Annotated in this window: 25 protein-coding genes; 12 read left to right on the top strand and 13 right to left on the bottom strand. The window is 57.4% G+C overall.

Translation table 11 applies throughout. The annotated features are described in order from the left end of the window. Nucleotides 1-101: 101 nt before the first annotated feature. Genes B150_RS0110935 through B150_RS0110925 form a run of 3 tightly spaced genes read right to left on the bottom strand, consistent with a single transcriptional unit; the run spans nucleotide 102 to nucleotide 4,387 of the window. Nucleotides 102-986 (bottom strand): 4-(cytidine 5'-diphospho)-2-C-methyl-D-erythritol kinase, encoded by an 885-nt coding sequence (locus B150_RS0110935; RefSeq protein WP_020399967.1) that lies wholly within the window; start codon nucleotides 984-986, stop codon nucleotides 102-104. Beyond that, a complete protein-coding gene (locus B150_RS0110930; protein ID WP_040565333.1) occupies nucleotides 983-2,710 on the bottom strand; it encodes a tetratricopeptide repeat protein in 1,728 nt (575 codons plus the stop codon). Before B150_RS0110930 ends, B150_RS0110935 begins: the two co-directional genes overlap by 4 nt. 18 nt (nucleotides 2,711-2,728) lie before the next feature. Continuing rightward, the gene (locus tag B150_RS0110925; RefSeq protein ID WP_020399965.1) at nucleotides 2,729-4,387 is read right to left on the bottom strand and encodes an electron transfer flavoprotein-ubiquinone oxidoreductase; all 1,659 of its coding nucleotides are present in this window, start codon (nucleotides 4,385-4,387) and stop codon (nucleotides 2,729-2,731) included. 282 nt (nucleotides 4,388-4,669) lie between these two features. Between B150_RS0110925 and B150_RS0110920 the strand changes: the two genes are divergently transcribed. The 7 genes from B150_RS0110920 to B150_RS0110890 all read left to right on the top strand — a co-directional run bounded on the left by B150_RS0110920 (nucleotide 4,670) and on the right by B150_RS0110890 (nucleotide 11,997). Beyond that, nucleotides 4,670-5,533 (top strand): uracil-DNA glycosylase, encoded by an 864-nt coding sequence (locus B150_RS0110920; RefSeq protein WP_020399964.1) that lies wholly within the window; start codon nucleotides 4,670-4,672, stop codon nucleotides 5,531-5,533. Next, nucleotides 5,530-7,317 (top strand): lytic transglycosylase domain-containing protein, encoded by a 1,788-nt coding sequence (locus B150_RS20670; protein ID WP_020399963.1) that lies wholly within the window; start codon nucleotides 5,530-5,532, stop codon nucleotides 7,315-7,317. Before B150_RS0110920 ends, B150_RS20670 begins: the two co-directional genes overlap by 4 nt. Beyond that, on the top strand, nucleotides 7,310-7,834 hold the full coding sequence (moaB, locus tag B150_RS0110910; protein ID WP_020399962.1) for a molybdenum cofactor biosynthesis protein B: 525 nt from the start codon (nucleotides 7,310-7,312) through the stop codon (nucleotides 7,832-7,834). Before B150_RS20670 ends, moaB begins: the two co-directional genes overlap by 8 nt. 234 nt (nucleotides 7,835-8,068) lie before the next feature. Then, entirely contained in the window at nucleotides 8,069-9,052 is a 984-nt protein-coding gene (locus tag B150_RS0110905) for a TonB family protein (protein WP_020399961.1), read from the top strand. Nucleotides 9,053-9,245: 193 nt separating this feature from the next. Then, nucleotides 9,246-10,769: an alanine/glycine:cation symporter family protein gene (locus B150_RS0110900; RefSeq protein ID WP_155860027.1), complete on the top strand. Its 1,524-nt coding sequence runs from the start codon at nucleotides 9,246-9,248 to the stop codon at nucleotides 10,767-10,769. A 17-nt stretch (nucleotides 10,770-10,786) separates the two neighbouring features. Continuing rightward, nucleotides 10,787-11,269, top strand: a complete 483-nt coding sequence (locus tag B150_RS0110895) for a nuclear transport factor 2 family protein (RefSeq protein ID WP_020399959.1) — start codon at nucleotides 10,787-10,789, stop codon at nucleotides 11,267-11,269. A gap of 89 nt (nucleotides 11,270-11,358) precedes the next feature. Beyond that, on the top strand, nucleotides 11,359-11,997 hold the full coding sequence (locus B150_RS0110890) for a PAS domain-containing protein (RefSeq protein WP_020399958.1): 639 nt from the start codon (nucleotides 11,359-11,361) through the stop codon (nucleotides 11,995-11,997). 24 nt (nucleotides 11,998-12,021) lie between these two features. Here the strand turns inward: B150_RS0110890 and B150_RS0110885 are convergent, their stop codons facing one another. Next, complete coding sequence (locus B150_RS0110885; protein WP_020399957.1) at nucleotides 12,022-12,819, bottom strand: SDR family oxidoreductase; 798 nt, start codon at nucleotides 12,817-12,819, stop codon at nucleotides 12,022-12,024. Between the two features lie 126 nt (nucleotides 12,820-12,945). Between B150_RS0110885 and B150_RS0110880 the strand changes: the two genes are divergently transcribed. After that, nucleotides 12,946-13,767 carry a hypothetical protein gene (locus B150_RS0110880; protein WP_020399956.1) on the top strand — a complete coding sequence of 274 codons (822 nt, stop codon included), beginning with the start codon at nucleotides 12,946-12,948 and terminating at the stop codon, nucleotides 13,765-13,767. On the opposite strand, the gene B150_RS0110875 is transcribed toward B150_RS0110880, so the two are convergent. Both B150_RS0110875 and B150_RS0110870 read right to left on the bottom strand, forming a co-directional pair. Beyond that, on the bottom strand, nucleotides 13,768-14,571 hold the full coding sequence (locus B150_RS0110875; RefSeq protein WP_020399955.1) for an enoyl-CoA hydratase/isomerase family protein: 804 nt from the start codon (nucleotides 14,569-14,571) through the stop codon (nucleotides 13,768-13,770). Nucleotides 14,572-14,580: 9 nt separating this feature from the next. Beyond that, entirely contained in the window at nucleotides 14,581-15,276 is a 696-nt protein-coding gene (locus B150_RS0110870) for an SOS response-associated peptidase (RefSeq protein ID WP_020399954.1), read from the bottom strand. A gap of 71 nt (nucleotides 15,277-15,347) precedes the next feature. Here B150_RS0110870 and B150_RS0110865 point away from each other — a divergent pair, with 71 nt between their 5' ends. Then, nucleotides 15,348-15,800 (top strand): NUDIX hydrolase, encoded by a 453-nt coding sequence (locus B150_RS0110865; protein WP_020399953.1) that lies wholly within the window; start codon nucleotides 15,348-15,350, stop codon nucleotides 15,798-15,800. Further along, entirely contained in the window at nucleotides 15,793-16,008 is a 216-nt protein-coding gene (locus tag B150_RS23310) for a DUF2842 domain-containing protein (protein WP_020399952.1), read from the top strand. The genes B150_RS0110865 and B150_RS23310 overlap by 8 nt, the downstream gene beginning before the upstream one ends. 56 nt (nucleotides 16,009-16,064) lie before the next feature. On the opposite strand, the gene B150_RS0110855 is transcribed toward B150_RS23310, so the two are convergent. The 3 genes from B150_RS0110855 to B150_RS0110845 all read right to left on the bottom strand — a co-directional run bounded on the left by B150_RS0110855 (nucleotide 16,065) and on the right by B150_RS0110845 (nucleotide 18,694). Then, nucleotides 16,065-17,681, bottom strand: a complete 1,617-nt coding sequence (locus B150_RS0110855; protein ID WP_020399951.1) for a long-chain-fatty-acid--CoA ligase — start codon at nucleotides 17,679-17,681, stop codon at nucleotides 16,065-16,067. 136 nt (nucleotides 17,682-17,817) lie between these two features. Next, on the bottom strand, nucleotides 17,818-18,240 hold the full coding sequence (locus tag B150_RS20665; RefSeq protein ID WP_162139692.1) for a M67 family metallopeptidase: 423 nt from the start codon (nucleotides 18,238-18,240) through the stop codon (nucleotides 17,818-17,820). Between the two features lie 7 nt (nucleotides 18,241-18,247). Beyond that, on the bottom strand, nucleotides 18,248-18,694 hold the full coding sequence (locus B150_RS0110845) for a hypothetical protein (protein ID WP_020399949.1): 447 nt from the start codon (nucleotides 18,692-18,694) through the stop codon (nucleotides 18,248-18,250). Nucleotides 18,695-18,705: 11 nt separating this feature from the next. On the opposite strand from B150_RS0110845, the gene B150_RS0110840 reads away from it, so the two are divergent. Both B150_RS0110840 and rpoH read left to right on the top strand, forming a co-directional pair. Further along, nucleotides 18,706-19,692 (top strand): RluA family pseudouridine synthase, encoded by a 987-nt coding sequence (locus tag B150_RS0110840; RefSeq protein ID WP_035921460.1) that lies wholly within the window; start codon nucleotides 18,706-18,708, stop codon nucleotides 19,690-19,692. 107 nt (nucleotides 19,693-19,799) lie between these two features. Then, nucleotides 19,800-20,684, top strand: coding sequence for an RNA polymerase sigma factor RpoH (gene rpoH / locus B150_RS0110835; protein ID WP_020399947.1), 885 nt, complete (start codon nucleotides 19,800-19,802; stop codon nucleotides 20,682-20,684). 38 nt (nucleotides 20,685-20,722) lie between these two features. Here rpoH and B150_RS0110830 read toward each other — a convergent pair whose 3' ends face one another. From B150_RS0110830 to B150_RS0110815, 4 genes are all read right to left on the bottom strand, one after another. Then, on the bottom strand, nucleotides 20,723-21,196 hold the full coding sequence (locus tag B150_RS0110830; RefSeq protein WP_020399946.1) for a hypothetical protein: 474 nt from the start codon (nucleotides 21,194-21,196) through the stop codon (nucleotides 20,723-20,725). A 49-nt stretch (nucleotides 21,197-21,245) separates the two neighbouring features. Next, nucleotides 21,246-23,279 (bottom strand): hypothetical protein, encoded by a 2,034-nt coding sequence (locus B150_RS0110825; RefSeq protein WP_025896615.1) that lies wholly within the window; start codon nucleotides 23,277-23,279, stop codon nucleotides 21,246-21,248. 214 nt (nucleotides 23,280-23,493) lie between these two features. Continuing rightward, nucleotides 23,494-24,786 (bottom strand): adenylosuccinate synthase, encoded by a 1,293-nt coding sequence (locus tag B150_RS0110820; RefSeq protein ID WP_020399944.1) that lies wholly within the window; start codon nucleotides 24,784-24,786, stop codon nucleotides 23,494-23,496. Nucleotides 24,787-24,824: 38 nt separating this feature from the next. Continuing rightward, the gene (locus B150_RS0110815) at nucleotides 24,825-26,000 is read right to left on the bottom strand and encodes an ATP phosphoribosyltransferase regulatory subunit (RefSeq protein WP_202899495.1); all 1,176 of its coding nucleotides are present in this window, start codon (nucleotides 25,998-26,000) and stop codon (nucleotides 24,825-24,827) included. Nucleotide 26,001 lies beyond the last annotated feature (1 nt).

Here is a 26,001-nt window from a genome sequence, read left to right as displayed (position 1 = left end):
GTGTGGCGCGGTTTTAGTCAAACTGCCCCTGCCTGTAAAGACCTTTTTTTACGCTTTTGTGGAATTTTGCGTTTGTGACCGATGGGCACCACCTGGTGTGCCTAGCCGGTCACCACACGGTCAGCCATAAACCACCAGCCGGGCTGGCTTTTTTCCGCAGTTTTCAATGCTTCCGCGGCAGCCTCAAGGCTCTCGAGCAGCGCGAAGCATGTGGCGCCGCTACCGGACATGCGCACCATCTGCACACCCTCAAGACTACGCAAAAATGCCAGCACTTCCGCCACTTCAGGGCATGCAGCAACCGCCGGAACCTCAAGCGAATTTCGGGTGTTCAGGCCAAGCATCTCCAGCGAATCCCAAGGCGATACGCCCTGCCCCAGCGTGCCATCAAAGGCGGAACCCGCTTCTTTGAACGCCTTGAAAACCGCGGGTGTAGACAGTTCAACACCGGGGTTCGCAAGCAGAATTCCAGCTTCAAAGCCTAGCGGCACTTCTCGCACCCGCTCCCCAACCCCTTGAACAAAAAGCGGTTTCTGGTACAGACACGCGGGCACGTCCGCGCCAAGCCGGATGGCGATTTCGGATAGCTCATCAAGCGAAAGTCCAAGGTTCCAGAAGTCATTCAGCGCCAAAAGCGTCGCCGCCGCATCCGCCGAGCCGCCGCCAATGCCAGCCGCGACGGGCAGGTTCTTCTCTAGGCTCAGCGCCACATTGGGCGCGATGCCTGCGGTGGTTGCCAGCGCCTCAGCTGCAGCCACAACAAGGTTGTTCTCACCGCCCGCTAGCGCGCCCGCAAACGGCCCAGAGAGGGCAAAAGATAAACGATCCGAAGGAGATACGGTGATGCGGTCGCCAGATTCGGTGAACACAAACAGGCTTTCAAGCAGATGGTAGCCATCATCCCGCCTGCCCGTGATGTGCAGGAAAAGGTTCACCTTGGCCGGCGCTGTTACCGTTAGGGACTGCCCCTCGGCCCCCGTGCTCATGACAGGTCAGGCAGGCCTTCTTGGAGCTTCTGCAGAAGTTCCGGCCGCTCCTTGTCATCGGGGCCATTATCAAGCGCATGACGCCACTGGAAGCGCGCCTCGATCTTGCGGCCAACACGCCAATAGGCATCGCCCAGATGGTGATTGATGGTAGGGTCATTTGGCTCAAGCTTCACAGCTTTCTCAAGCTCAGTCACCGCGTCATCATAGTTACCGGTCAGATAATGTACCCAGCCAAGGCTATCCACCACAAAACCGTCATCCGGGCGCTGCTCGACCGCCTGTTTGATCATATCCTTAGCGCGGTCCACGTTCATGCCGCGGTCAATCCAGCTATAGCCCAGATAATTGAGAACACTGGGTTCTCCGGGGTTGAGACGCAGGGCTGTCACAAGGTCAGTCTCAGCCTTAGCCCAGTCGCCCATACGTTCATAACAGACACCACGAGCGAAGAAGACAAACCAGTCCCGCGCGCCGGGCTGCCTGATCTGGTCAATCACCTGCCCGTAACGCACCGCCGCTTCCTGAAACTGCTCCTTCTCGCGCAGCATGTCCGCGAGGGTGGCGAGGAGCGTGCTGTTATTAGGGTTCTCCCGCAGGCCAGAGCGCACAAGTGCTTCGGCCCCCGCACCGTCACCGGCGGCACGCAGCGCGCCAATGCGCTTGAGTTCCGCCAGCTCCCTGAGCGGGCTTGTAGGCGCCACGGCCGAATAGGTTGTTGCCGCCGCTTCATGAATGCCAAGCTTCTCCAGAAGCCCACCCAGCATGATGTATGTCTCCGCCACCTCCGGCATCATGTAGGAGGCGACACGGAGGTAAACCACACCCGCCTGCATGGACTGGCCTTGCGCAAATTCGGTCCCCAGACCATAGAACACTGACCCCGCAGCGCCGCGCGGCGTGCTGGTATCCTGCGTGGGCGCGTAGCCCGCCGTAATGCGCATGCCTTCCCGCATCAGGAAGCCATTGTCGCCAAAACGGGCTGTTTGTTCACCAAGGAAAGCGCGAGCATCGGCCTTAAAGCCCGCGCGGTACATCATATAGGCGTAGGATACGATGGGCTGGAATGAGGTCGGGCGCTCTGCCGCCACGATCTTCTCATAGGCAGCTTTCGCGCCTTCATAGTCACCAAGATGATCGAGAATATAGGCAACCTGCTCTTCCCCAATCCCCTTGAGACGCGGGTCGGACAGCAGCGCATCGAGCGTCGCCAATGCGTCGCCCCTGTTGCCTTCCGCCGCATAGCTCCACGCCTGCAGGATGGGGGTCACAAGGAAGCTGAAACCGGTGTTGCCGCTAGCTTTCAGGCGTTCACGCACTTCTGGCCAGTCATCCCGCTTGTATGCCTCAAGCACATACATCATGCGGATGAGGTCATCCTGCGGCGCATCCGGTTTTGCGAGGATTTCAGCGGCCACCCGGGCCGCGTCATCCGGCCTGCCAGCATAAAGGAGCTGGAAAAAGGCGCGGTCAGCCACGAACTGGCTGTCGGGGTCAAGGTTCAGCGCGTCCAGATAATAACGCGCTGCCCTTGTGTAATTTTCATCATGGTGTGCGAGGGTCGCAGCTACAAAGGGGCCGTAGAAGCTTTTGCCTTCATCGGTTTCCTCGAACTCGCTATGGAGAGGGCCACTGACAGGTGCTGCCACCTGTTTTTCCGGCACTTCCGACGTACAAGCCGCAAGTGCCAGTGCCAATAGGATCGAACGTGAAGGCTTCATCATGCCCCTTTGCTATACTCGCTACATATTCGGGTAGTTCGGGCCTCCGCCGCCCTCTGGCACCACCCAATTGATATTCTGTGTTATATCCTTGATATCACAGGTTTTGCAGTGAACACAGTTCTGCGCGTTGATTTGCAGACGCTTGTCTCCACTGTCCCCTTCCACAAACTCGTACACACCCGCCGGGCAGTAGCGCTGTTCAGGGCCTGCGTAGTCCTTGAGGTTGATCTCAACCGGTACCGTCGGGTCCTTGAGCGTCAGGTGGATCGGCTGATCTTCCTCATGGTTGGTATTAGAGAGGAATACCGACGAAAGTTTGTCAAAGGTAATTTTTCCGTCTGGCTTCGGATAATCGATCGGCTTGGCGTTTGCTGCCTTCTTGGTCGCTTCGTTATCCTTGTGGCCATGCTTGAACGTCCACGGCACGAGGAAACCAAGGCCGATGTTGTTGAGCCACATGTCCATACCGGCGTAGAGCGTACCAAGGGTAACGCCGAACTTCGACAGCGCCGGGCGCACGTTGCGTACGCGGTGCAGGTCTTTGTAAATCCAGCTGTTTTTGAACGCTTCTTGATAGGACGTGAGTTCAACTTCACCAGCAGACCCGGCCACAACCGCATCAAACGCCGCTTCAGCCGCCAGCATGCCGGACTTCATGGCGTTATGGCTGCCCTTGATGCGCGGTACGTTCACGAAACCAGCCGCACAGCCGATGAGCGCACCGCCCGGGAAGCTGAGCTTCGGCACGGACTGCAGGCCACCTTCGTTGATCGCACGCGCGCCGTAAGCAACGCGGCGACCACCTTCGAGGATTTCACGAACCGCAGGGTGGTTCTTGAAGCGCTGCATCTCATCAAATGGCGAGAGATACGGGTTCTGATAGTCAAGCGTGACCACAAAACCGATGGCGACCTGATTGTTTTCCTGGTGGTAGATGAAACCACCACCAGCATCTTCCGTCAGCGGCCAGCCCTGACTGTGGATCACACGGCCCGGCTTGTGCTTGGCGGGGTCGATATCCCACAGTTCCTTGATGCCGATGCCATAGGTCTGGTGGTCGCTATCAGCACGCAGGCCGAATTTCTTTTCGAGACCCTTGGTGAGCGAACCGCGACAACCTTCCGCAAAGAGTGTGTATTTCGCATGCAGTTCCATGCCCGGCTCGTAGCCCGACTTGTGGCTGCCGTCGCGCGCGACGCCCATGTCGCCGGTTGCCACACCTTTAACACGGCCGTCTTCATGATAGAGCACCTCCGCGCCCGCGAAACCCGGGTAGATCTCCACACCCATGGCTTCGGCTTGCTCAGCAAGCCAGCGGGTGAAGTTGCCAAGCGAAAGCGTATACATGCCGTCGTTCGACAGCAGTGGCGGCAGCAGAAAGTGCGGAAACTCGGTCTTGCCGGTCTCTGACAGAATCCAGTGATGGTTTTCGGTCACTGGCGTATTCAAGGGCGCACCCTTGTCTTTCCAGTCCGGGATCAGCTCGTTGAGAGCAATCGGGTCCACCACCGCGCCCGAGAGGATATGTGCCCCGATTTCGGAGCCCTTCTCGATCACGCAGACCATCAGTTCCTGTTCTTTTTCCTGAGCCAGTTGCATCAGGCGGATTGCTGCTGAGAGGCCAGCGGGGCCACCGCCAACGATCACAACGTCAAATTCCATGGATTCGCGTTCCATGCACCGCTCCTTCAAACTTCCCTAAATCCGGTCCTACACCGTTCTGGCATCATGCCCGGGCGTTTCATGATCGGAAACTGGACCGCAGATGCCAGATTTCAAGTGTTTATGCCCGTGTGCGGGCTAAACGTCAAACGCTTGCAGGTGTTTAATTCTTTGCCGGAGCGTAAGGCCAGCTTGCCGCGACGTCCAAATGGCACAAAATTCACGGCAAAAAGTGAATGCAAATCCGTCCCGCAGCCCTGTATAGTCGTAATGGAAAGTTGATTCAGTCAGGACAACATGCAGGACACCGGCCTTCACAATATGGACGCAGCCACCCTGCTCGCATGGCACATTGCCATGGGGGCGGATGAGGCTATTGATGACGAATGTGTCGACCGCTTCACGGCCCCTGCCCCGCAGGCGGCAACAGTGCAACAACCACCAACGCAGCAATCTGGCGCCAGCCCGCGTGTGCAACAGTCGCGGCCCGGTGTACAGATGCAAGCAGGTACCGGCCCCCGCCGTGTGGAGGCGCGCCCGGTGCAAGCCATCGCCGGTGCCGGGCAGGCAGCCGCCGAAAGTGTGGTGGCGTCGTGCAAAACCCTTGATGAGCTTGAAGCTGCGCTGAACGCCTTTGATGGCGGCCTCCTGAAGCGTTCCGCGAAAAATACTGTGTTCGCTGACGGCACACGCGGCGCACCGCTGATGATTGTCGGCGAAGCGCCGGGCGCGGATGAGGACCAGCAGGGCAAACCGTTTGTTGGCGTCTCCGGCCAACTGCTGGACAAGATGCTGAATGCCTCGGGCATGAGCCGCGACAAAGATGTTTACATCTCGAACGTGGTGCCGTGGCGCCCGCTCGGGAATCGCACGCCGGACCAGGCCGTCATTACCATGTGCCTGCCCTTCATTCGCAAGCATATTGAGCTTGCCGCGCCCAAGGCGGTACTGATGCTGGGCGGTGTGTCCGCCAAGGCGCTTCTGGGCACCGAAGACGGCATCACCCGCTTGCGTGGCCGCTGGCGCGAGATTGACATCCGCGGTCAGAAATTCGCCGCATTACCGGCCTATCACCCTGCTTATCTCCTACGCCAACCGGCCCTCAAGGGACTGGCGTGGCGTGACCTGCTTGCAGTTAAGAGGAAATTGCAGTCGTCATGAGTTTACGTGCCGCCGTCCTTGGTTTGATGTTTGTTGTCACCGCCTTCACCGGGCCAGCAATGGCTGCGCCTGCCGAAGTTCCGAATGTCCTCAGTGAAGAAGATGTCAATCGCTACCGCAGCATCTTTGAGCTACAGGAACAGGCGAAGTGGAAACAGGCTGACAAGCTGATCGCACGCCTCGACAACCCTGTGCTGATGGGCCATGTCTGGTTCCAGCGTTATATGCACCCGACCGGATACCGCAGCAAATATTCCGAGCTCTCGAACTGGCTCTCCCGGTATGCCGATCATCCGAACGCTTGGCGCGTCTATAGCCTTGCACGGCGCCGCCAGGGCAAGGCAAGCCCGCCGCAGCGTCCTGCTGATACCCGCTACCCCGGTGTGACCGGCCAGTCCGCTGACCCAAAGCCACCGCTGCCAAGCCGCACCCGTGACGAGCGCAATTCAGTCAGCACCTTCATGGCGAACGTGCGCCGTTATGTCCGCAAGGGCGAGCCTGAGCGTGCAGAGAAGCGTTACTGGGCTATGGTGGAACGCGGCCTTCTGGTGCCCTATGAAGAAGCCGAGGCGCTTGAGCGTATTTCCTCCAGCTACTACTATAAATCGAATGACTTCAAGGCCCGGGTGCTCGCAACACGGGCAGCTGAACTTGCGCGCGAGATCGTGCCGGAGGTGGACTGGATTGCAGGCCTTTCCAACTGGCGCACCGGTGATATCGCCCAAGCTTATGAACACTTCGCGCATCTCGCCAAATCCGAACGCGCGGGCAACTGGCTTTTGTCAGCCGGTGAGTTCTGGGCGGGACGTGCGGCCTACAGGCTTGGGAACGCAAGCCAGGGCGCGGAACATCTGATCGCCGCCAGCAACTATGTTGAAACCTTCTATGGCCTGATTGCTGCGCGACAACTTGGCATCAAACCCGAAATTGATTGGTCCGTGCCTGCCCTGTCGCAATCGGCGATGAACAAGCTATGGAAACATTCGGCGACACAGCGGGCCATCGCGCTCACAGAGATTGGCCGGGACGATATTGCGGACGAGGAACTGCGCCTGCTGTGGGGCCGCGAAGGCACCACCGTGCAGGAAGACCTACTCGCCCTCGCGGCGCGTTTGAACCTGCCTAATATCCAGATTCGCCTTGGCCGCGCGGGTGGTACCGGCAAACCAGCTTCGACCGCCGTGCGCTATCCGCTGCCTGACTGGGCCCCCGCGGGGGGCTTCACGCTTGATCGCGCGCTGATTTTTGCCATGGTCCGCAAGGAAAGTGACTTCCGTATCCGCGCGAAAAGCCGTGCGGGTGCGGGCGGCCTTATGCAGGTAATGCCAGCAACAGCGAGCTACATCAGCAAGAACAGGAAGCTTCTGAAGCGCAACCGTGACCGGCTCTATGAGCCCGAGTTCAACATTGCGCTTGGCCAGCAATATATCGAATATCTGCTCGACATGGACTATGTGGAGGGCAACCTTTTCATGGCGCTCGCCGCTTATAATGGTGGCCCGGGCAGCCTGATGGGCTGGCACAAGGAAGTGACCTACGGCACCGACCCTCTGCTGTTTATCGAGTCCATCGGCTTCTATGAAACCCGCAGCTATATCGAGCGCGTGATGGCTAACTTCTGGCTCTACCGTATGAGGCTCGGGCAGGACACACCGAGCCTTGATGCTATCGCCTCAGGTGCGTGGCCAACGCTTGAACTCCTTGATACCGAGGAAACCGCCCTCGCGCACCAGCGTGCGCTGACCAAAGTCTACACAGGAAATACGTCCAGTGCCGATGATTGATGAAACACGCCCGTTCATCCCTGCCCGCATTGCGGTGATGACCGTCTCGGACACCCGCACCTTCGAGGACGACCGTTCCGGCGACACGCTTGCAGCACGCATTGAGGAAGCTGGCCACATTTTGGCGGACCGCGTGATTGTGCGTGACGAAAGCGACGCCATCACCGCACAGCTTTACAAATGGATTGACGACAAGGACGTGCAGGTGGTGATTTCGACCGGCGGCACGGGTATTACCGGGCGCGATATCACGCCTGAATGTTTTGAAGCGCTCTATACAAAGGCCATACCCGGCTTTGGTGAGCTGTTCCGCATGCTGTCCTATGAAACCATCGGCACCAGCACGATCCAGAGCCGCGCCACCGGCGGGATTGCAGGCACTACGCTTCTCTTTGCCCTGCCCGGCTCTACGGGTGCCGTGAAAGACGGCTGGGACAAAATCCTGAGCACGCAACTCGACAATCGCTACCGGCCTTGCAATTTCATTGAACTCATGCCCCGCTTCGGCGAGAAATAAACCACATTCCATAGTGCATATACCAATCGGCGAGCGACCGTAATGCGTGCACTGTCTTCTGATATTGCTGTGGTGCGGCCCACGATCATCGGCCCTTCAAGCTGTGCGCCTCCTGCATCGCCCATTAAGCAAATCAACTTTCACTTTCCCCTTGAAATATTTTTTCAACCTTTACGTTATCGCAATTTTAACGCTAAGATTGAAACCTGCTTATTCGAGAGGAAAGGAAAATCCATGCACAAACACCTCGCTGTAGTTGCACTTTCCACCGCCCTGACATCGGCTGCTTTTGGGGAGCAGTTGGTGGACAAGAGCCATGGTTTCAACGGCATTGAACGCCTGTACATTGAACAGGAATGCTCCTCCAACGCCGGCGCAGCGGCTGACGCAGCTCGCGCAGCATCGCTTGCCGCGCACGCTGAGAATCTCACCTGCGCTGGCGACTTCAAGGAAGCCATGTCGGTCTACAAGGAAGCGCTGAAGTCAGACAACCTGACCAGTGCGGACAAAGGTGAACTCTACACCGGGCTTGGCTATACCGCGATTGCTGCTGATAAATTCCGCTATGCCAAAAACCTTCTCAAGAAGGCAGTGGCTTCTTTTCAGCAAGCCGGCGACAGCAAGAGCGCGGCGAAAGCTGAGATCTGGCTAGCCAAGGCGCTGATCATGCAGGGTCACACCAAGGATGCCGCCGAACTACTGGAAGGCGCACTCGCATCGCTCAAAACTACTGAGGGTGCGGAGAAGGAGGTTGTGGTCGGCAACACCTTGCTTGTTTACGCCTATGAGCAGCGCCGCGAGAGCGAAAAAGCGGCGGAGCTTGTGCGCAACTTCGCGGCCTCTGGCCAATTCAACGCGGCCGAAGCCACCAACATTCCGCTGTATGGCCGCAACCCGAGCTTCCGCGGCAAAGCTGCGCAAACCAAGGGCCAGACCCGCGGCGACGTCACCTTGGAATTCACTGTCGCGAATGACGGCTCGGTTCAAAACGCAGCTGTGGTCGCCAGCACCAGCAGCTCTGAATTTGAACGTGTGGCCCTTAATGCCATTCAGAACTTCCGTTTCCTGCCTGCGGGCGAAAGCGCTGAGCCGGTGAAATACAGTTTCCACTGGGACATGGAGGAACAAACCGGTGTAAACATTCAGGCACCACGTCCGCCCCACGGGACCACAAGCTTTGGTTCGGTTCGGTTCGGACTTGAGAATGTGATGCGCTGATCCTTCGAAGTACTATCCGTTAGCAAAGGGCCGGGTTTCCGGCCCTTTTCCTATCGCCATGCCAAGACGCATCAATTTATTCGCACATCGCACGCCGGTTACGAGCCGAGCTGATTTAACGCTTCCTTCTCCCGCCCCCCTCGCCTAGTGTCGAGAGCATAAAAATACTGCATAAAATCTCTGGGGAGAGGTCGTGTTGCGAAAAAAAGGCAGCCAACTGGCGGCGCTTGCACTGCTTGCCGCATCCATATTCGTTCTGGGAACACCTGCACTGGCGCAGGAAAGTGCGCTTGAGCGAGGCGATTTCATTGGGCTGATGTCCGAGTTGATCCATGACCTAGACGCCTTTGTTTTCATGTCCGTGGATTTGTTCGGCGCCAGCGTAAAACCCATCGTGATCTGGATGGGCGCACCGATGGTGCTGCTGACGCTTTATTTTGGCTTCATTAACCTCACCAGTTTTGGCCGTGCGTGGCGCGTGGCCCGCGGCGACTACCAGAACCCGAATGCCGTGGGAGAGGTAACGCAGTTCCAGGCGCTATCAACCGCGCTTTCGGGTACCGTTGGGCTTGGCAATATCGCCGGTGTGGCGGCCGCCATCTCGCTAGGTGGTCCCGGCGCAACATTCTGGATGATCCTGATCGGTCTTTGCGCCATGACCCTCAAATTCGCCGAATGTACGCTTGGTGTAAAATACCGCGAAGTGCATGAGGACGGCACCGTTTCGGGCGGCCCGATGCACTATCTCAAACGCGGCCTTGCGGCACGCGGCTGGGTAAAGCTTGGCCTCTTCCTCGGCTGGTCTTATGCGCTTCTGGCGCTGCCGTCGCTCCTTCAGGTCGCGACGGTGAATCAGATTTACGAGGCGATCACTGTCGTCACGGAGGTGGACAGCACACTCTATCAGTGGCTTTTTGGTATCGTGCTTGCCGCACTCACCGCAGTTGTGATTGTAGGCGGCATTCGCTCCATCGCTAGCGTGACCGCCAAGCTCGTTCCGCTGATGGCCTTCATCTACATATCAGCGGCCCTCACCATCATCCTTGGCAATATCGACCAATTGCCCGCGGCCGTTGCCACCATCATTGACGGCGCGTTCCGCCCAGAGGGCGTTGCCGGCGGTATTCTGGGTGTTATCGTCATTGGCATGCAGCGCGCGGTTTATTCAACCGAAGCAGGCCTTGGCTCCGCCACCATGGCACACGCAGCGGCCAAGACAGATGAGCCCATGTCAGAAGGCATGGTTGCGCTGATGGAGCCGTTTATCGATACCGTCGTTGTGTGCACCATGACCGCCCTCGTGATTGTGATCACCGGCGTATACCAATCGGCCGACGGTGTGGAGGGGGTGGCGCTGACGGCCAGCGCATTCGGTAAGATAATCAGTTGGTTCCCATGGGTGCTGGCAGTTGCAGCTTTCCTGTTTGGCTTTTCAACTATCGTCAGCTGGGGCTATTATTCGAGCAAGATCTGGGAGTTCATTTTTGGCGGCAGCACCCGGTCGATGACGCTATACAAAGTGGTGTATTGTACGGCCATCATCCCCGGTGCCGTCTTTACGCTGGATGAAGTTTACACGCTGATGAGCAGCCTCTTTTTCCTTATGGCAATCCCGAATATCATCGGCATTTACCTAATGGCGCCAGAGTTGAAGTCAGACCTTAAAAGCTATCTTGAGCGCCTGAAGAGTCGCGACATCAAGCGCCGTGCGCACTAAGTCTACAGGAGAAGAAAATGCGCTACCTCATTGCTTCTATTGCCATTTTAACTCTTTGCTTCAGTGCCTTCGCATCTGACAGTGACAAACAGGCAGTGTCCGAAACGCTTGACGCCTATCATACCGCCGCGTCAAAAGCTGACTGGGAAACCTACTTTGGCCTGATGAGTGACGACGCCATTTTTCTCGGCACTGATGCGAGCGAGCGCTGGGACAAGGAGACTTTCCAGTCCTATGCCACTCCTACTAAGGGCTGGACATATACCGTCACCGAGCGCCACATCAATTTCACGCCTGATGGAAACAGTGCCTGGTTTGACGAGCTGCTCAGCAATTCGAAATACGGGACAAGCCGGGGTACCGGCGTGCTGATTCGCGCGAATGACGGCTGGAAAATTTCTCAGTACCATCTCACCTTCCCCATCCCGAACGACATCGCTGATGGAATCACACAGCAGATTCAGGTATTTGAGGAACGGCAAAAAATGGGCCAGAAATAGGTCAGCTCTCTTGTCTTGAAAGCGTCATCTGATACCCGCATCCTTAACCTTGGTTGAGTTCCTTTGGCCAACAGGAAGAGGAGGCGCTAGTGCCCGTTTCCGGTGTTTTGGAGCAGTTGCTTAACTACTGGCACGAGTTGCCGCGCGAAGGCAGCGCGCGCATCCCCGCACGCCAGACTTTGAACCTTGCTGAACTGCATGAACTGTTGCCACGCATCTCACTTTTGAAACGTGTGGACAGGTTCGATGTGCAGGTTTCAATGATCGGCACAAGCGCGCCCGCGCTTTGGCAAAACCCGATGGCTGGTTTCAACGCCTTCGACCTTACAAGCCCTGACCTATATGAGAATACAGCCCGGCTCTATGATGCGGTGCTGGAGCAACCGAGCGGAGCATACCTGATGGAAAAGGTCTACCGTCACAAGGGACGTGATGCGGATATTTCGTCGCTTTACCTGCCGCTGAATGACCGCAACGGGAAGCCCGTCTACATCATCGGTTGTTCGGTTTACCGCAAACGCCCGACATACGCCCGCATCAACGACCGACTGATGCCGGACCACCAGAAAATCTCCAGCATCGAGTTTATTGATCTGGGGAATGGGGTGCCATCGGTGATGTTTGAACGGCCCCTTCCACGGCCACGGCCTGAGCCCGAGGCACGGTGGTGGGACCGCTTCATGCCAGCCAAACCACGCCCTCCGAAGGGTTCGTGGATGGATGCCTGAGAAATGAGGGGTTAGGCGAGGCGCCTAACCCATTTTCCGGACCATCTTGAAAAGTGTATTGGGGAAGAAGCGCTTGACGAGAAGCGCTTTCATCTCCGGCCCGTCACCGACCGGAATTTCACGCTTGCCGCGCTCAAGCCCTTTCATGATCACCTTGGCGCACTCGACCACATCCATACCGCCAGCGATATTCTTGTCCACCTTGCCAAATTCACTGCCGTCACCCTTCAAGGCGTGGGTGGCGATATTGGTGCGAATAAAGCCGGGCGTGATGGTGCTAACCTGAATGCCACTGTCTTCCACCTCAGCACGCAGAGCATCAAAGAAGCCCATCATCGCGTGTTTTGCGGCGCAGTAACCCGTGCGCTGTTTAACACCAATCTTGCCTGCTACTGAGGCTGTGACGACCATATGACCGCTACCCTGCGCAAGCATGATGGGCAGCACTTCTTTGGTGAGTGCAATCTGCCCAAACACATCCACCTCAAAAAGCTTGCGGTATGTTGCCATGTCTGTATCGACACACAGGGAGCGCTGGGAGATACCGGCGTTGTTGATCAGCATGTCTATGCTGCCGGTAAAAGCCTTGGCCTGTGCCGTCGCTGTCGCGATCTGCGCCTCGTCCGTCACATCAAGTGGCAGGACCAGTATGTCGTCGGGGCCGTTGCCATATGTACCCGCGGTCGCTTTAACGCGCTCCAGTTCATCCGGTCGCCGCGCGGAGAGGATAAGCTTTGCGCCCCGCCGCGCAAATTCATAGGCCAGCGCCTCACCAATCCCTGACGAAGCGCCTGTGATCCAGATTGTTTTTCCTTTGTACACCCGAGCCTCCCTGCGTTGAGTATATCCATGAATTAGGATAGTTATGGACAAGATCAAACCCTTGCGGCAAAGCCATAGGGATAACTGCCCTAAAATGACCGCACGCTGCGGGTAAAGACTGCGATTATGTATTTCCAGACGCCTACGCTTATCTCACTGACCTCCGCCGCGCTGCGCGCCTTTAAGCTTCGGCCGCAGCTGTTCATGCTGCTTGCCATGCTCGCGGGTATCCTGTCAGCCTTACTCTATATGCCGTCAGCGGCGGTAATTGAGGAAGTGTTACTGGCGCTTGAAGCTGGGGGCGATGCGGAAAGTTCGGCAGGCCGTCTGGCTGATATTCTGGAAGAAGGCCTTGGCACCTTGTTCGCAGGCCACCTGATGGTCACCGCAGTGACCACCTTCCTGGCAGTGCCGTGGGCACGCGCTGTAGCCCCTGGCACACTTTTGCCGTCTTCTGGCGGAACACCTGCGTTCATCAGACGCGGATTCCGCGCCTTCCTGCATATGATTGCGGCTAATGGCATGACCATCCTGCTGGCGCTTTTTGGCCTGCCCATTGTTGCAATCCTGTCCGGCAATTTGGGCAGCCTCGGGAACGCGGTGCTCATGACCGCGCTTGTGCTGATGATCTGGGCTGCGCTTGCGTTTACAGGCCTCGCGCACCTTGCAATCGCCGCCGAAGCGCGGGACCGCAAGGATACACTCCTTACCGCATGGCGCCGTGGTCGCTTCTTCATGATGCCTATTACCGCATCTCTCGCGCTGTTCCTGCTCGCGGCCTTCACGTTGAATTCCACGCTGGCGGGCTTGGTCGGCGCTATGCTGCCGGACGACGCTGGAAAGCTCATCGTTGCTGCACTCTCGGGCACCATACTATATGCAGCAAGCGCCCTGCATATCGCTGCTCTTTATATCGTGCCTGACTTCCGCGACCTCGACGCAGCCTGATCAGCCATTCCAGCGGAAAGTCGGTGGCCGCTTTTCGAGAAACGCGCGCACACCTTCAGCCGCATCCGCCCCCTCATGTGCATCCCTGAACACGGCAGCGGTTTCGTCGTCATCATCCACTTGCCCGTCAAGGATACGGCGGATGAAATCCTTGATGCCGTGCACACTGAACTGTGAGACAGCGGCAATCTGCTGCGCGAATGCGTCTGCACGCCCGTCAAGCTCATCCTGCGCGCACAGTTCATCCACAAGGCCAATAGCAAGCGCTTCTTCCGCGTCAACCACCCGGCCGGTAAAAAGCATGCTTTTCGCTTTGGCTGGCCCAATCAGGTCAATGAGCTGTTTGGTGTCATTCAGCGGGTACACAAGGCCAAGCTTGGCGGGGGTAATGGCGAAACGTGCACCCATGGCCGCAAAACGGAAATCGCAGTGGATTGCGATACCGCAACCGCCGCCCATACATGCGCCCTTGATCTTGGCAATGGTTGGCTTGCGCAGACGTGCGAGAAGGCGCTGTGCCTCACGAATAGCCACCCGGTTGCTTTCCTGTCGGTCTTTATCCTTTGCAATGATCTCAAGCTCGGCAATGTCCGCGCCGGCGGAGAAAGCCGCGTCGCTGGTAGAGGCCACTATTATCACTCGTACATCAGCGTCCCGGTCGAGCGCAGTTGCCGCTTGCGGCAGCATGCGCCACATGGCTTCTGACATCGCATTGCGTTTATCGGCACGGTTCAGCATAAGTTTGCCGATGCCGTTTGCCTTCTCGATGTATATCGGGCCGCTTTTGTCAGCAAAATCAGTCATCGTGTATCCTTAAAAGAGGCTCGGTTGCGGGTCTTCGGGCGGTGGATCAAGGCATTCTGGGCCATTAAAGCGCACATTATTGACCACCGTACTAACCGGCTGCCAGTGAAATGCTGTCTCCGGCACAAAATTGAAGCTCTCCAGAAAGCCACGCGGCAGCGGATCATGGGGGGTGAGCCACGCCTGATAGTCCTCAGGCCTTACCACAAGCGGTCTGCGGTGATGCAGGCTTTTCATCGGGCCTTCCGTCGCTGCGGTCAGGATCGCCATGGTCTCGAGCCAGTGGTCGCCACTCGGCCCATGCCAGACAGACCATATGCCGGCAAACGCCATGGGTTTACCGTCCACTGGGGTAACATAGAAGGGCTGCTTGCGCCCGCCGACCGTCTTCCATTCATACCAGCCTGAGAATGGCACCAAACACCGTTGCCGCTTGATGCTTGACCGGAACGATGCTTTTTCCCGCACAGTCTCGATCCGCGCGTTAATGAGCGGCTTGCTGTCCGTCAGGTCCTTCTTCCATTCCGGAATAAGTCCCCATTCAACAGCCACCAGTTCACGCAGGCCCTTGGCGTTCAGACGAATGATCAGGACAGGTTGGGTCGGGGCGATATTAAAATTTGGCGGGATAGGCGCATCGGCACGGACGCCGAATATCCGATCAACTTCCGTATTTGGCGCGATGAATACATACCGGCCGCACATAGTTACTTGCCTCCCCGCCGACGCCGCCCCACACTGGCGGCCGATGGCAACGAACAAATAGCAAGGCCCCGATGGACGCAAGAGAAAATCCCACCCGCCCGATTGTTGGTGCCGGTGCCGTTGTAATGAAAGACGGCCAAGTCCTTCTGATCCGCCGAGGCAAGGCCCCGAAGCTTGGCAGTTGGAGCCTTCCAGGCGGCGCGCAGGAACTGGGCGAAACCATTGAGGAAACTGTCATTCGTGAGGTGTTCGAGGAGACCGGCCTTGAAGTCCGCATCCTCGCCTTCCTTGACGTGGTTGACCTCATTGAGCGGGATGGCGACCAGTTGAGGTACCATTACACGCTGGTTGACTATCTCGCTGAACCTGTTGGTGGCACTTTGCGTCCAGGCACAGATGCGGCGGATACACGCTTCTTTAGCCTTGAAGAAACAAGGGCACTTCCGTTATGGAGTGAAACCCACCGCATCATTGAACTTGCGGCGCGTCAAATGTCAGAGATCAAGGAACGAACGGATGTATGAAAGCAGCAAACCAAGCGCCCGCAGCCTGTGGGGCATGCTTGCCCTGATTTTCGGCATCGCGGCCTATGCTTTCATGATCGCCGCCATCGGTAGCGAAATTATTGATGCCTCGCTCTGGATCCAGACGCCGTTTTATCTGGTCGCAGGTATCCTGTGGATTTTCCCGGCGCGCAAAATTCTGGAATGGATCGGGCGCGGCAAGCGCTAGACCAACGAAAAAGGGCGACCCATGGCCGCCCTTCTCGTCTGCTAAACTCTCTGCACCTACGCGGTTGGCAACTTATAGTCCGCGAACTGCTCCCGCAGCGTTTTCTTGGAGATTTTGCCTGTTGCCGTGTGCGGCAACTCGCTCACGAACGCCACATCGTCTGGCAGCCACCATTTGGCAACCTTATCGGCCAGGAATGCGTTCATCTCTTCCAAGGTGACCGTCTTGCCCTCTTCCATCACGAGAACAAGAAGCGGACGCTCGTCCCATTTCGGGTGGAAAATGCCGATCACAGCGGCTTCGACCACATCGGGATGCGCAACTGCTGCGTTCTCAAGATCGATAGAACTGATCCATTCACCACCAGACTTGATCACATCCTTTGCGCGGTCAGTGATTTGCATGTAGCCGTACTCGTCAATGCACGCCACATCGCCGGTATCGAACCAGTTGCCATCTTCAAGGATGTTACCAGCTTCGTGTTTGAAATAGCTCTCGACCACCCAAGGGCCACGCACCATCAGGCGTCCTGAAGTCTTGCCGTCACGCGGCAACACACTGCCTTCATCATCCTGAATGGACATCTCAACACCAAGCACGGAACGGCCTTGTTTGCACTGGATATCCAGCTTTTTCTCAGCTGAAAGCGGCTGCACCGCAGCATTTTCGCTACCGAGCGAGCCAAGCGGGCTGGTTTCCGTCATGCCCCACGCGTGGTTTACACGCACACCGTAGTTTTCCTGGAATGCCTGGATCATGCTGCGCGGCGCGGCGGAGCCACCGATGGTAACAGTCGTCAGCTTGGCCATGTCCTTGCCCGTTGCCTGCAGGTATTTGAGCATTCCCAGCCAGACCGTCGGCACGGCGGCGGTCACCGTAATGCCCTCTTCCACAATCAGCTTGTGCAGGGTTTCCGGGTCATGGTGCGGGCCGTTCAGCACGAGCTTTGCGCCCGAACCCGCAGCAGCATAGGGGATGCCCCAGGCGTTAGCATGGAACATGGGCACGACCGGCAGGATCACAGATGTTGAGGTAATACCAAGCGTATCACCCGCAAGTGCCAGAAGCGTGTGCAGGAAGTTCGACCGATGCGAATAAAGCACGCCCTTCGGATTGCCCGTCGTTCCGGATGTGTAACAAAGCCCGCACGCCGTGTTCTCATCGAAAGTCGGCCAGCTATAGTTGCCGTCCTCCGCGGCGATAAGTTCCTCATAGGAAATCGCGCCTTTGAGCGTTGTCTCTGGCATGTGGTCCTTGCCCACCATGATGACGAACTTTTCAATGGTCGTCAGGTGTGCGGCGATTGCTTCAATAAGCGGCACAAAGGTGATGTCGAGCATCAGCACTTTGTCTTCCGCGTGGTTCATGATGTAGACAAGCTGCTCAGGAAACAGGCGCGGGTTCACTGTATGGGTTACCGCACCCATACCTGAAGCGCCGTACCAGATTTCCATGTGCCGGTGGCTGTTCCAGGCAAGTGTCGCGACCCGGTCACCAAACTGCACGCCAAGGCGCTGCAGGGCCTGCGCGCACTTCTTCGCACGCAGTTCACATTCGGCATAATTGTAGCGGAACTGCCCGCCTTCAGGCAGCATGGAGATGATTTCCCGCGCCGGGTGGTTGATCGCCGCATGCTCAATGAATTTGGAAACCAGCAGCGGCCAGTTTTGCATTTGTCCTAACACGTATTGCTCCCCATAACTTAGAAGGCCGCATCTTCCCGTGTGCGGCCTTTTCTGGCGTTGGAATGACTATAGACCCCTGCCGCCGCTTTTCAATTATAAGCGGCGTGGAAAAACATGCCTGAAGCTATATGTCTGAAAGCGGCAGAAAAGAATGGGGATCGTTTTCGCTCACAAGGAACGCATTTGTGGTACATATATCTGCCTGGATACCGGTGATAATCCATACCCATCCAGCAACTTCCGAGCGGGCTTTATCGGTTTCTGAGGGCTCTGCAACACCGCTTGGGTGACTATGCCACACGCCCACAATCTGTAGACCTCCCGCACGCGCTTCCTTTTGCAGCCGGATGATCAAAGATGGGTCGATCTCAAAGGTTTTACGCGGGTCTTGTGCCGTAACATTACCGCTGAAGGCGATATCAACAACTTCGGTGACAGGGCCACGCAAATTGCCGAGGAGCAACCCACACCCTTCCTTGGGTAGCCAGAGGCGCGCATGCTCCTCAAGCCGCTCAATGAGCCCAGATGCTATTGTGACCCGCGCCAAAAGTCCCTCAGGGCACCCGCACGGGGGTTTGCGTCCCCGTTTGGCGGTCAACAAGGATGATGTGGTCAGCGCCCGTGTTGTCGCGGAAATGGAAAATCAACTCACGTGCGTTCCCGCTCACGGAAACGAGTGTGCTGCCCGCGGGACGCATGATGGCAAAGTCGTCTGCGGCGATGCCGCTCAACACCGGCGCCGATGCGATGGGCGTCTCATCTGCAGGCGCTTCAAGCTCCATCAGGCTTTCGGCTGCCCGGTTAGCAATCGCGTAAACAACAAATCCGAAGAGTGCGAGCAGGACAAGTCCGAGCACAAGAACAAGGCGCTTCAGTCCCTTGTGCTGATCGGCGGCAGCGCTCAGTTCTTCGGCGACACGCTCCATATCAGCTTTGCTGCCTGGCGAAGAAAGCTTCTTTTCATCAATCTCGGACGTGACTTTTTTGTCTTCCGCCATCATAAGATGTCTCCATGAGCGACATGTTCCACATTACCGTAAGCCCAGAGCAGGCAGGCATCCGCCTTGATAAGCTGCTGTCGGACGCATTACCAGACCTTTCGCGTTCACGCCTGCAGGCGTTGATCAAGGAGGGGCAGGTAATTCTCGCGGGTTCACCCGCCAAGATAAAGAGCCCATCCCGCTCCGTCAAACCGGGCGAAAGCTTCACCGTGAACATTCCCATGCCGGAAGATGCCGCCCCCGCCGCGCAGGACATTCCGCTTGATGTGGTTTTTGAGGACGAACACCTGATCGTGGTCAACAAAGCGCCGGGCATGGTCGTGCACCCTGCCCCCGGCAGCCCGGACGGCACACTCGTCAACGCCCTGCTGCATCACTGCGCCGGTAGCCTGAGCGGCATTGGCGGCGTTAAACGCCCCGGCATCGTGCACCGTATCGACAAGGAAACAAGCGGCCTTCTGATCATGGCAAAGCATGACAAGGCGCATAATGGCCTCGCCGAACAGTTTGCCGACCATTCGATCGAGCGGCTTTATACTGCGGTGTGCAAAGGGCACCCGGTGCCGCCTGCCGCGCGCATTGAAGGTAACATCGCCCGCCACCCGGTGGACCGCAAACGCATGGCGGTATCCGAGACCGGTGGAAAATGGGCGGCGACCCACTATCGCACGATCAAACAGTACCAGCAGGCCGGCACCGCTCTTGCCAGTCTGATTGAATGCAAGCTTGAGACGGGCCGTACCCATCAGGTGCGGGTTCATATGGCGCATATTGGCCACCCACTTGTAGGGGACCCGGTCTATGCCCGCGCAGGCAAGATTGCGAATTCGATCAAAGGTCCGGCGCGCGACGCGCTTGCATCCTTCAAACGGCAGGCACTGCACGCCCGCGTGCTCGGATTTTTACACCCGATTACAGGTGAAAGGTTTAAATTCGAGAGCGACTTACCATATGACATGAAATTGCTTCTGGACGCGCTGGACCGATACGCGGTCTAGGGTATCCAGATTTTTTCGTCTGTTTGACACTGTGTATTGTTCCACCGTATTATATCGGCACGATATATTTATAAAATCGGGTCCAAGACCCGGGCGAGGATTAGACCATGAGCAATCTCAGCAATCTCCCTACCCTTTCGCCTGAAGGCAGCCTGAGCCAGTACCTGCAGGAAATCCGCAAGTTCCCGATGCTCGAGGCCAATGAGGAATATATGCTCGCCAAAGCATGGGCGGAGCACAAGGACAGCAAAGCGGCACATAAGCTGGTCACCAGCCACCTGCGCCTTGTTGCAAAAATCGCCATGGGCTATCGCGGTTATGGCCTGCCCGTTGCTGACCTCATCGCCGAGGGCAATGTGGGCATGATGCAGGCTGTAAAGCGTTTTGACGCAGAGAAAGGCTTCCGCCTTGCTACCTATGCCATGTGGTGGATCCGCGCAGCCATTCAGGAATATATCCTGCGGAGCTGGTCGCTTGTTAAAATCGGCACCACGGCTGCGCAGAAAAAACTCTTCTTCAACCTGCGCCGCCTGAAGGGCCAGATTGAAGCGATTGAAGAAGGTGACCTGCTGCCGGAGAATGTCACCAAGATTGCCGAGAAATTGGACGTTTCCGAGCAGGACGTGGTGAGCATGAACCGCCGCCTTTCAGCGATGGACCATTCCCTGAACGCCCCGCTGCGTGCGGATGCTGAAGGCGAATGGCAGGATTGGCTGGTGGACGACGCGCCTGATCAGGAAACGCTTGTCGCGGAAAAAGAAGAACACGATAACCGGATCGAGCTTCTCCAGAACGCGATGGAAGACCTGAACGAGCGTGAACGTCACATCCTGACGGAACGCCGTTTGGCCGAGCCGCCAAAAACCCTTGAAGAACTGAGCCAGGAATATGGTGTCAGCCGTGAGCGTGTCCGCCAGATTGAGGTGCGGGCGTTTGAGAAAGTTCAAAAGGCCATGCGATTGGCTGCAGCAAGTCAAGCACGCCCGAACTAATCAGAATGTGAAGAACTTCAGGGCTGGCATGTATCGTGTCAGTCCTGAGATGACCTGCGTCCTTGCATCCAAGCTGGTTCCGGCGCGTCACTTTCATCACCACCCAAGACTTCAGGTCCCCAAAGCTCAAGAAGCGCCTGCCGCTGCTGTGTCAGTTGCTTGAGCTTATCTTGCGCCATGACCTGAAGTACTTGCGCCGCAATCATCGGCCCCACGTACAGAAGCGCGTAGCCAATCGCGGCAGACCCCAGCATGGCAACAAGATTGATGGGGTCCAGAACAACCACACTTAGGTCGCGCGGACGGTCCCAAAGCTGCATCGCAAACGGCAATATCCCTGTGATGTTGGAGAAGCCCACACACTGCAGCTTCTGTGCCTTGTGCGCCCCTTTTCCGGTGAGCGCCAGCACCATTGTAGGCAGCAGCCCCACGACAAATAGCGCCGCCACCTGCCAACTGAAAAGCGACACCATCAATAGGCCAACGAACAGCAGCGGGAAAAATCCGTTCATTTCCCCTTGCGGTCGTCTCCTGCGCATTTTCATTGGCAGTTTGTTCACATCAGCCTCCGGGGAAGAATGTCAAAAAGCCAACAACGACCATAGCCCCGAACGCAACCCAGCGGCTACCTCGCAACCCTGCGGCTCGCGCATCTGGATCAGTGGGCTGTATCTTACGGCTGAGCAATACACGGTCCTTCTCAAGCTTCATAAGGGCGTTACGCGCTTGCGAAAATTCGCGTGCGTCCTCCGCCTGAATGCGCACCATGTTCACTTCCGACGTAAGCTTTGAGATGTCACCACCCTTCTTGACCTTATCAAGAAGCTGGTTTACTCGCTCGCGACGCTTGCGATTTTTGAGGCTCTTCACTGCAGGCGCAAGACCTTCCACCAGCTTCTCGGTGAGGTTCGGCAGGCTTTCAAGTTTGAAGCGCCGTTGCAGCAGGCCGAAGAACTCAGCAGACAGACTATTGAAGCGGGAAGGGTCATTTTGCGCAGCAGCAAGCTTGTTGAACTCACGCTCAAGGTCGGTGCCGTGGGCGGCGCAGAAGGCGGCAACATGCCGGTCCAGAAGGATATTTTTACCCCCACCACTGGCCGCAAGCCGGTCAAGGGCGCGCATCATCTGTTTGACGGAGCCAATCCACACGTTGGAGAAGCGCTGACTGATGCACGGCAATATCGTGTTCATGCCGTACAGCACCCGTTCCATGCCGCGCCCCAGTTGTTTACTGGTGGAATGCGCAATGAAGGGTCTCACATCGCGCACATGGGCCAGGAATTTGGGATGTTTGACGCCGCAGATTTCCGTCAGTGAAGTGAGGAAACGCTCGTCCAGAATCTCGTGAATAACCCCCAAAAGGTCGCGGTCATCCCGCGCGAAAGCATCCGCAATCATGGATGGCAGCCCATCAAGCATGAGGGAGTAGCCTTTATAGTGCACAGGCCCCGTGGGGTGAATAAACAGGCAGACCCGCGTGACCATCTTATAGTCGTCAGGCCGCACACCACCAAGATTGCTGCTGTCGGAGGTAACCCTCAGCACATTTTCAAGCCGTTCAGACAGGATTTCATCCCGGAACGACAGCTGCACCCAGGACGGAAAGTCCAGCGACTTGAGGAAGTTGGATGCTTCTCGCGGGTCTCGTGCAAACGCATCGGCCAACAGGCGGCGATCGACATAGGCAACGCCCTTGAAATTCGTTGGCCGGTTCATCGACCACGCCCGCATGCTGGTGCGCTTAGGTTTCCCTACCCCCTCAAACCAGTCGAGCACGTCTTCCGCAGCCCAGCGTTCTTCGGTTTCGTCCGCCATCAGGCCTCGAACAAGCGTACCGAGTGCGCCCGGGATATCCCGCCCGCCGCCAAGCGCCCAGAAGGACCCTTGGTTCACCCGCGCCATCAACATGCTGTCGCGGTCGCGGCCGCGCCAAAGCTGTTCACCGAAATAGAGGCTCTGAAGTGCAGCGCCTAGCTGGTAAAAATCACACGCTGCATCGCCGTTTCCGCGGGCAGTTTCGTGGGCAACTGCAACCTCAAGGCTTTCTAGCGCAAAAGGCACCTTGTAGCCTGGTGGCGAGCTATAGCATTCGCCAAGATGTATTTCTTCGCTGTCGTTCGACACAAAATACATATTGGTGGGCAAGATAGCTCGGTGGGTAAAGCCACGCTTATGCAGCGCTGCAATCGCCTTAAGCGCTGACAGGACAACGCTTTGTCGCAACCTGTTCGTATTCACGCGCGGGTTCACACGTCCATCAGGCCCAAAAAGCGCACCACCTGCGGGCCGTTCGAATATGGTGACCAGGCGCTGGCGTCTGCCACCTTGTTCAATGGTCATGAGGCCGCGGTCAACCGGGTTGACCATATTGGCAACCGGACGCGCTTTCAGGCTACGATAAATCTCGTTCCGCATCGGCACGGTCGGATGGTGAATGAGTGCATACACATCCTTGCCCGGGCGTTCCTTGTCGGACGCCTTGAACGCGTCACCGCCTTCGGTCGTAAATTCGGGAAGCGGCGCCGAAAAATCGACCACGTACCGCTCTCCGAAGGCGCTTTGCCCGTCTGGAACTGGTGCGATCTCGCCGCTCAAATAACTTTCCCCTCAGTGCAACCCTGAATGTCCACCGGGAAGCCAGCCCGGTAGGTCCGCCAAAACTATTGCCACAGCAATACTATGCAGTTGGTTAACAAATGTGAATCATTCGGGAACTTTTAGCAACCGGAAACAAAAAAAATGCCGCTTCTCTGGGGAGTTAGCGGCATTCTTCCTGTATTCGGAACACCTCTAAAAAGGTGAAGATTTTTTAGTCCTGGAACGGATCACGCACCAGAATAGTGTCGTTCCGCTCTGGGCTCGTGGACAGAAGCGCCACAGGAACACCGATCAGTTCTTCAACCCGGCGTACATATTTCACCGCAGTTGCCGGCAGATCTGCCCAGCTCCGCGCGCCGAAAGTGCTTTCCTGCCAACCTTCGAGGGTTTCATAAACCGGCTCAACCTTGGCCTGGTCTTCCATACCGTACGGCAGGTAATCAACCACTTCACCGTTGTGCTTGTAGCCGACACAAACCTTGATCTCGTCAAGGCCGTCGAGCACGTCAAGCTTCGTGAGTGCTATCCCGTCAACACCGCCGATGGTCAGGCTCTGGCGTACCAGCACGGCATCAAACCAGCCACAGCGGCGCGAACGGCCTGTCACGGTGCCAAATTCATGGCCGCGCTCACCAAGGCGCTTGCCAACGGCGTCCGTCAGCTCGGTCGGGAACGGGCCGGAGCCAACACGCGTGGTGTAGGCTTTGGTGATACCGAGCACATAGTCGAGCGAGCGTGCACCAAGGCCCGAGCCACCAGCAGCTTGGCCTGCAATGGTGTTCGAGGACGTCACGAACGGATAGGTGCCGTGGTCCACATCGAGAAGCGTGCCTTGCGCACCTTCAAACAGGATGCGCTTGCCGGCTTTCGTCGCTGTATCGAGCGTGCGCCAAACGTTGGTCACATAGGGGAGGATTTGCGGCGCGAGTTCCATCAACTGATCCGCCACTTCCTTCGCGCTGAACTCTTCATGGCCGAGGCCACGGCGCACAGCGTTGTGGTGCGTGAGCGCGACATCAAGGCGTGCCTCAATCATCTCGCGGGACTGCAGGTCGCATACGCGCAGCGCACGGCGGCCAACCTTGTCCTCATAAGCCGGGCCGATACCGCGGCGCGTGGTGCCGATCTTCACACCAGTCGTCGCGTCTTCGCGAAGCGCGTCGAGCTCACGGTGGTACGGCATGATGAGTGTCGCGTTTGCGGCGATCTGGAAGCTCTCTGGCGAAATTTCAACACCCTGCCCGCGCAGTTTCTCCATCTCGGAGAGGAGCGCCCACGGGTCGATAACCACACCATTGCCGATCACGCTGATTTTGCCGCCGCGCACAATACCGGAAGGCAGAAGGGACAGTTTATAGACAGTGCCATCTACAACGAGCGTATGGCCGGCGTTGTGACCACCCTGAAAGCGCACAACAACGTCAGCGCGTTCGGAGAGCCAGTCAACAATCTTGCCCTTGCCCTCGTCACCCCATTGCGAGCCAACAACAACAACGTTGCCCATGTGAAATCCCCTTCTTGGATTCGGTAAAAAACGAGCTTTTATACGGCCTTGATCTGATCATCAAGGAAGATATGGCTGCAGCCCAGGCGGACGGCCTCGGCCGCCGCGTCTGTGTCGGCGGCGAGCGCCTGCACAGTGCGCCACCCCTCTGCCCGAAGCTTCACACCTGCATCTGGCGCAACCCCATGCGGCAGATAGATTTTTTGGACCGCTTCAGCTGCAGGCAAGGCTTTCATGAGGCTGTCGAGATAGACGGAAAAGCCCGTTGCTTCCTCCTCATGACCATCAGGATGGGTCACGAGATAACGGCCGCCACGACCGAGTTCACCCTCGCCGCCCTTGGAGAAAAGCGCGAATCCGATGCCCGACTTGTATTCAAAGCCATGACTTTCGCACGGATCAATGGTGACAGACAGGTTCGGCAGGCGGTCACGAATCATATCAAGTAGGCGACCAAGCCGCGCGATGAGCTTGCCCGGACCAGCCTTGAGCTCCAGCGCCTTGAGAATACCAACAGCACGCTCACCTGGACCAGCGGCCTCAAGCAGCGCTTCAAAATGCTTGCGCTTCAGGCCGTCGAGCGCAGCCAGCGCACCAATATCCTTGGCATCAAGAGCCGCAAAAACCATGTCGCGCAGGTCGCCCTCAAGTTTGTGCATATCGCACATTTGAGCCACGAGCGGTGCGACGGTCAGGTCAAGCGACAGCTCGCCAATTCCTACCGCTTCAAGCGCTTCTACAGCGAGTACAATGACTTCGAGTTCCGCTTCGAGGCTGGGTGCCCCCACGAGTTCCACACCAGCCTGAATGAACTGGCGGTCAGGGCGCATCTGGCTACCCTTCGTGCGCAGCACATTGCCGGTGTAAGCAAGGCGTAGCGGGCGCGGTGCATCAGTCAGCCGGGTCGCGGCAAGGCGGGCCATCTGGATGGTCATATCCGCGCGAATCGCCATCATGCGCTGGGTATCAGGGTCCATCAGGCGGAACATCTGTTTGGCACGCGTGGCACCAGCACCCACGAGCAGGCTGTCTTCATATTCCACCAGCGGCGGGGATACACGGTCGTATCCATGAGAAAGGAAGCTATCCATCAGGCCACGCACCAGCGCGGCTTCCTGCTCAGCCTTCGGGCTCAGCTGGTCACGAAATCCTTCCGGCAACAAGGCCTGACGGGCGTAAGATGAGCCCGCCATCTGTTGTCTGGGACCGTTCATG

The sequence above is a fragment of the Kordiimonas gwangyangensis DSM 19435 = JCM 12864 genome (assembly GCF_000375545.1).
Lineage (GTDB): Bacteria > Pseudomonadota > Alphaproteobacteria > Sphingomonadales > Kordiimonadaceae > Kordiimonas > Kordiimonas gwangyangensis.
Note: the sequence above shows the minus strand (reverse complement) of the source record. Positions and strands in the feature narration are given on the sequence as shown.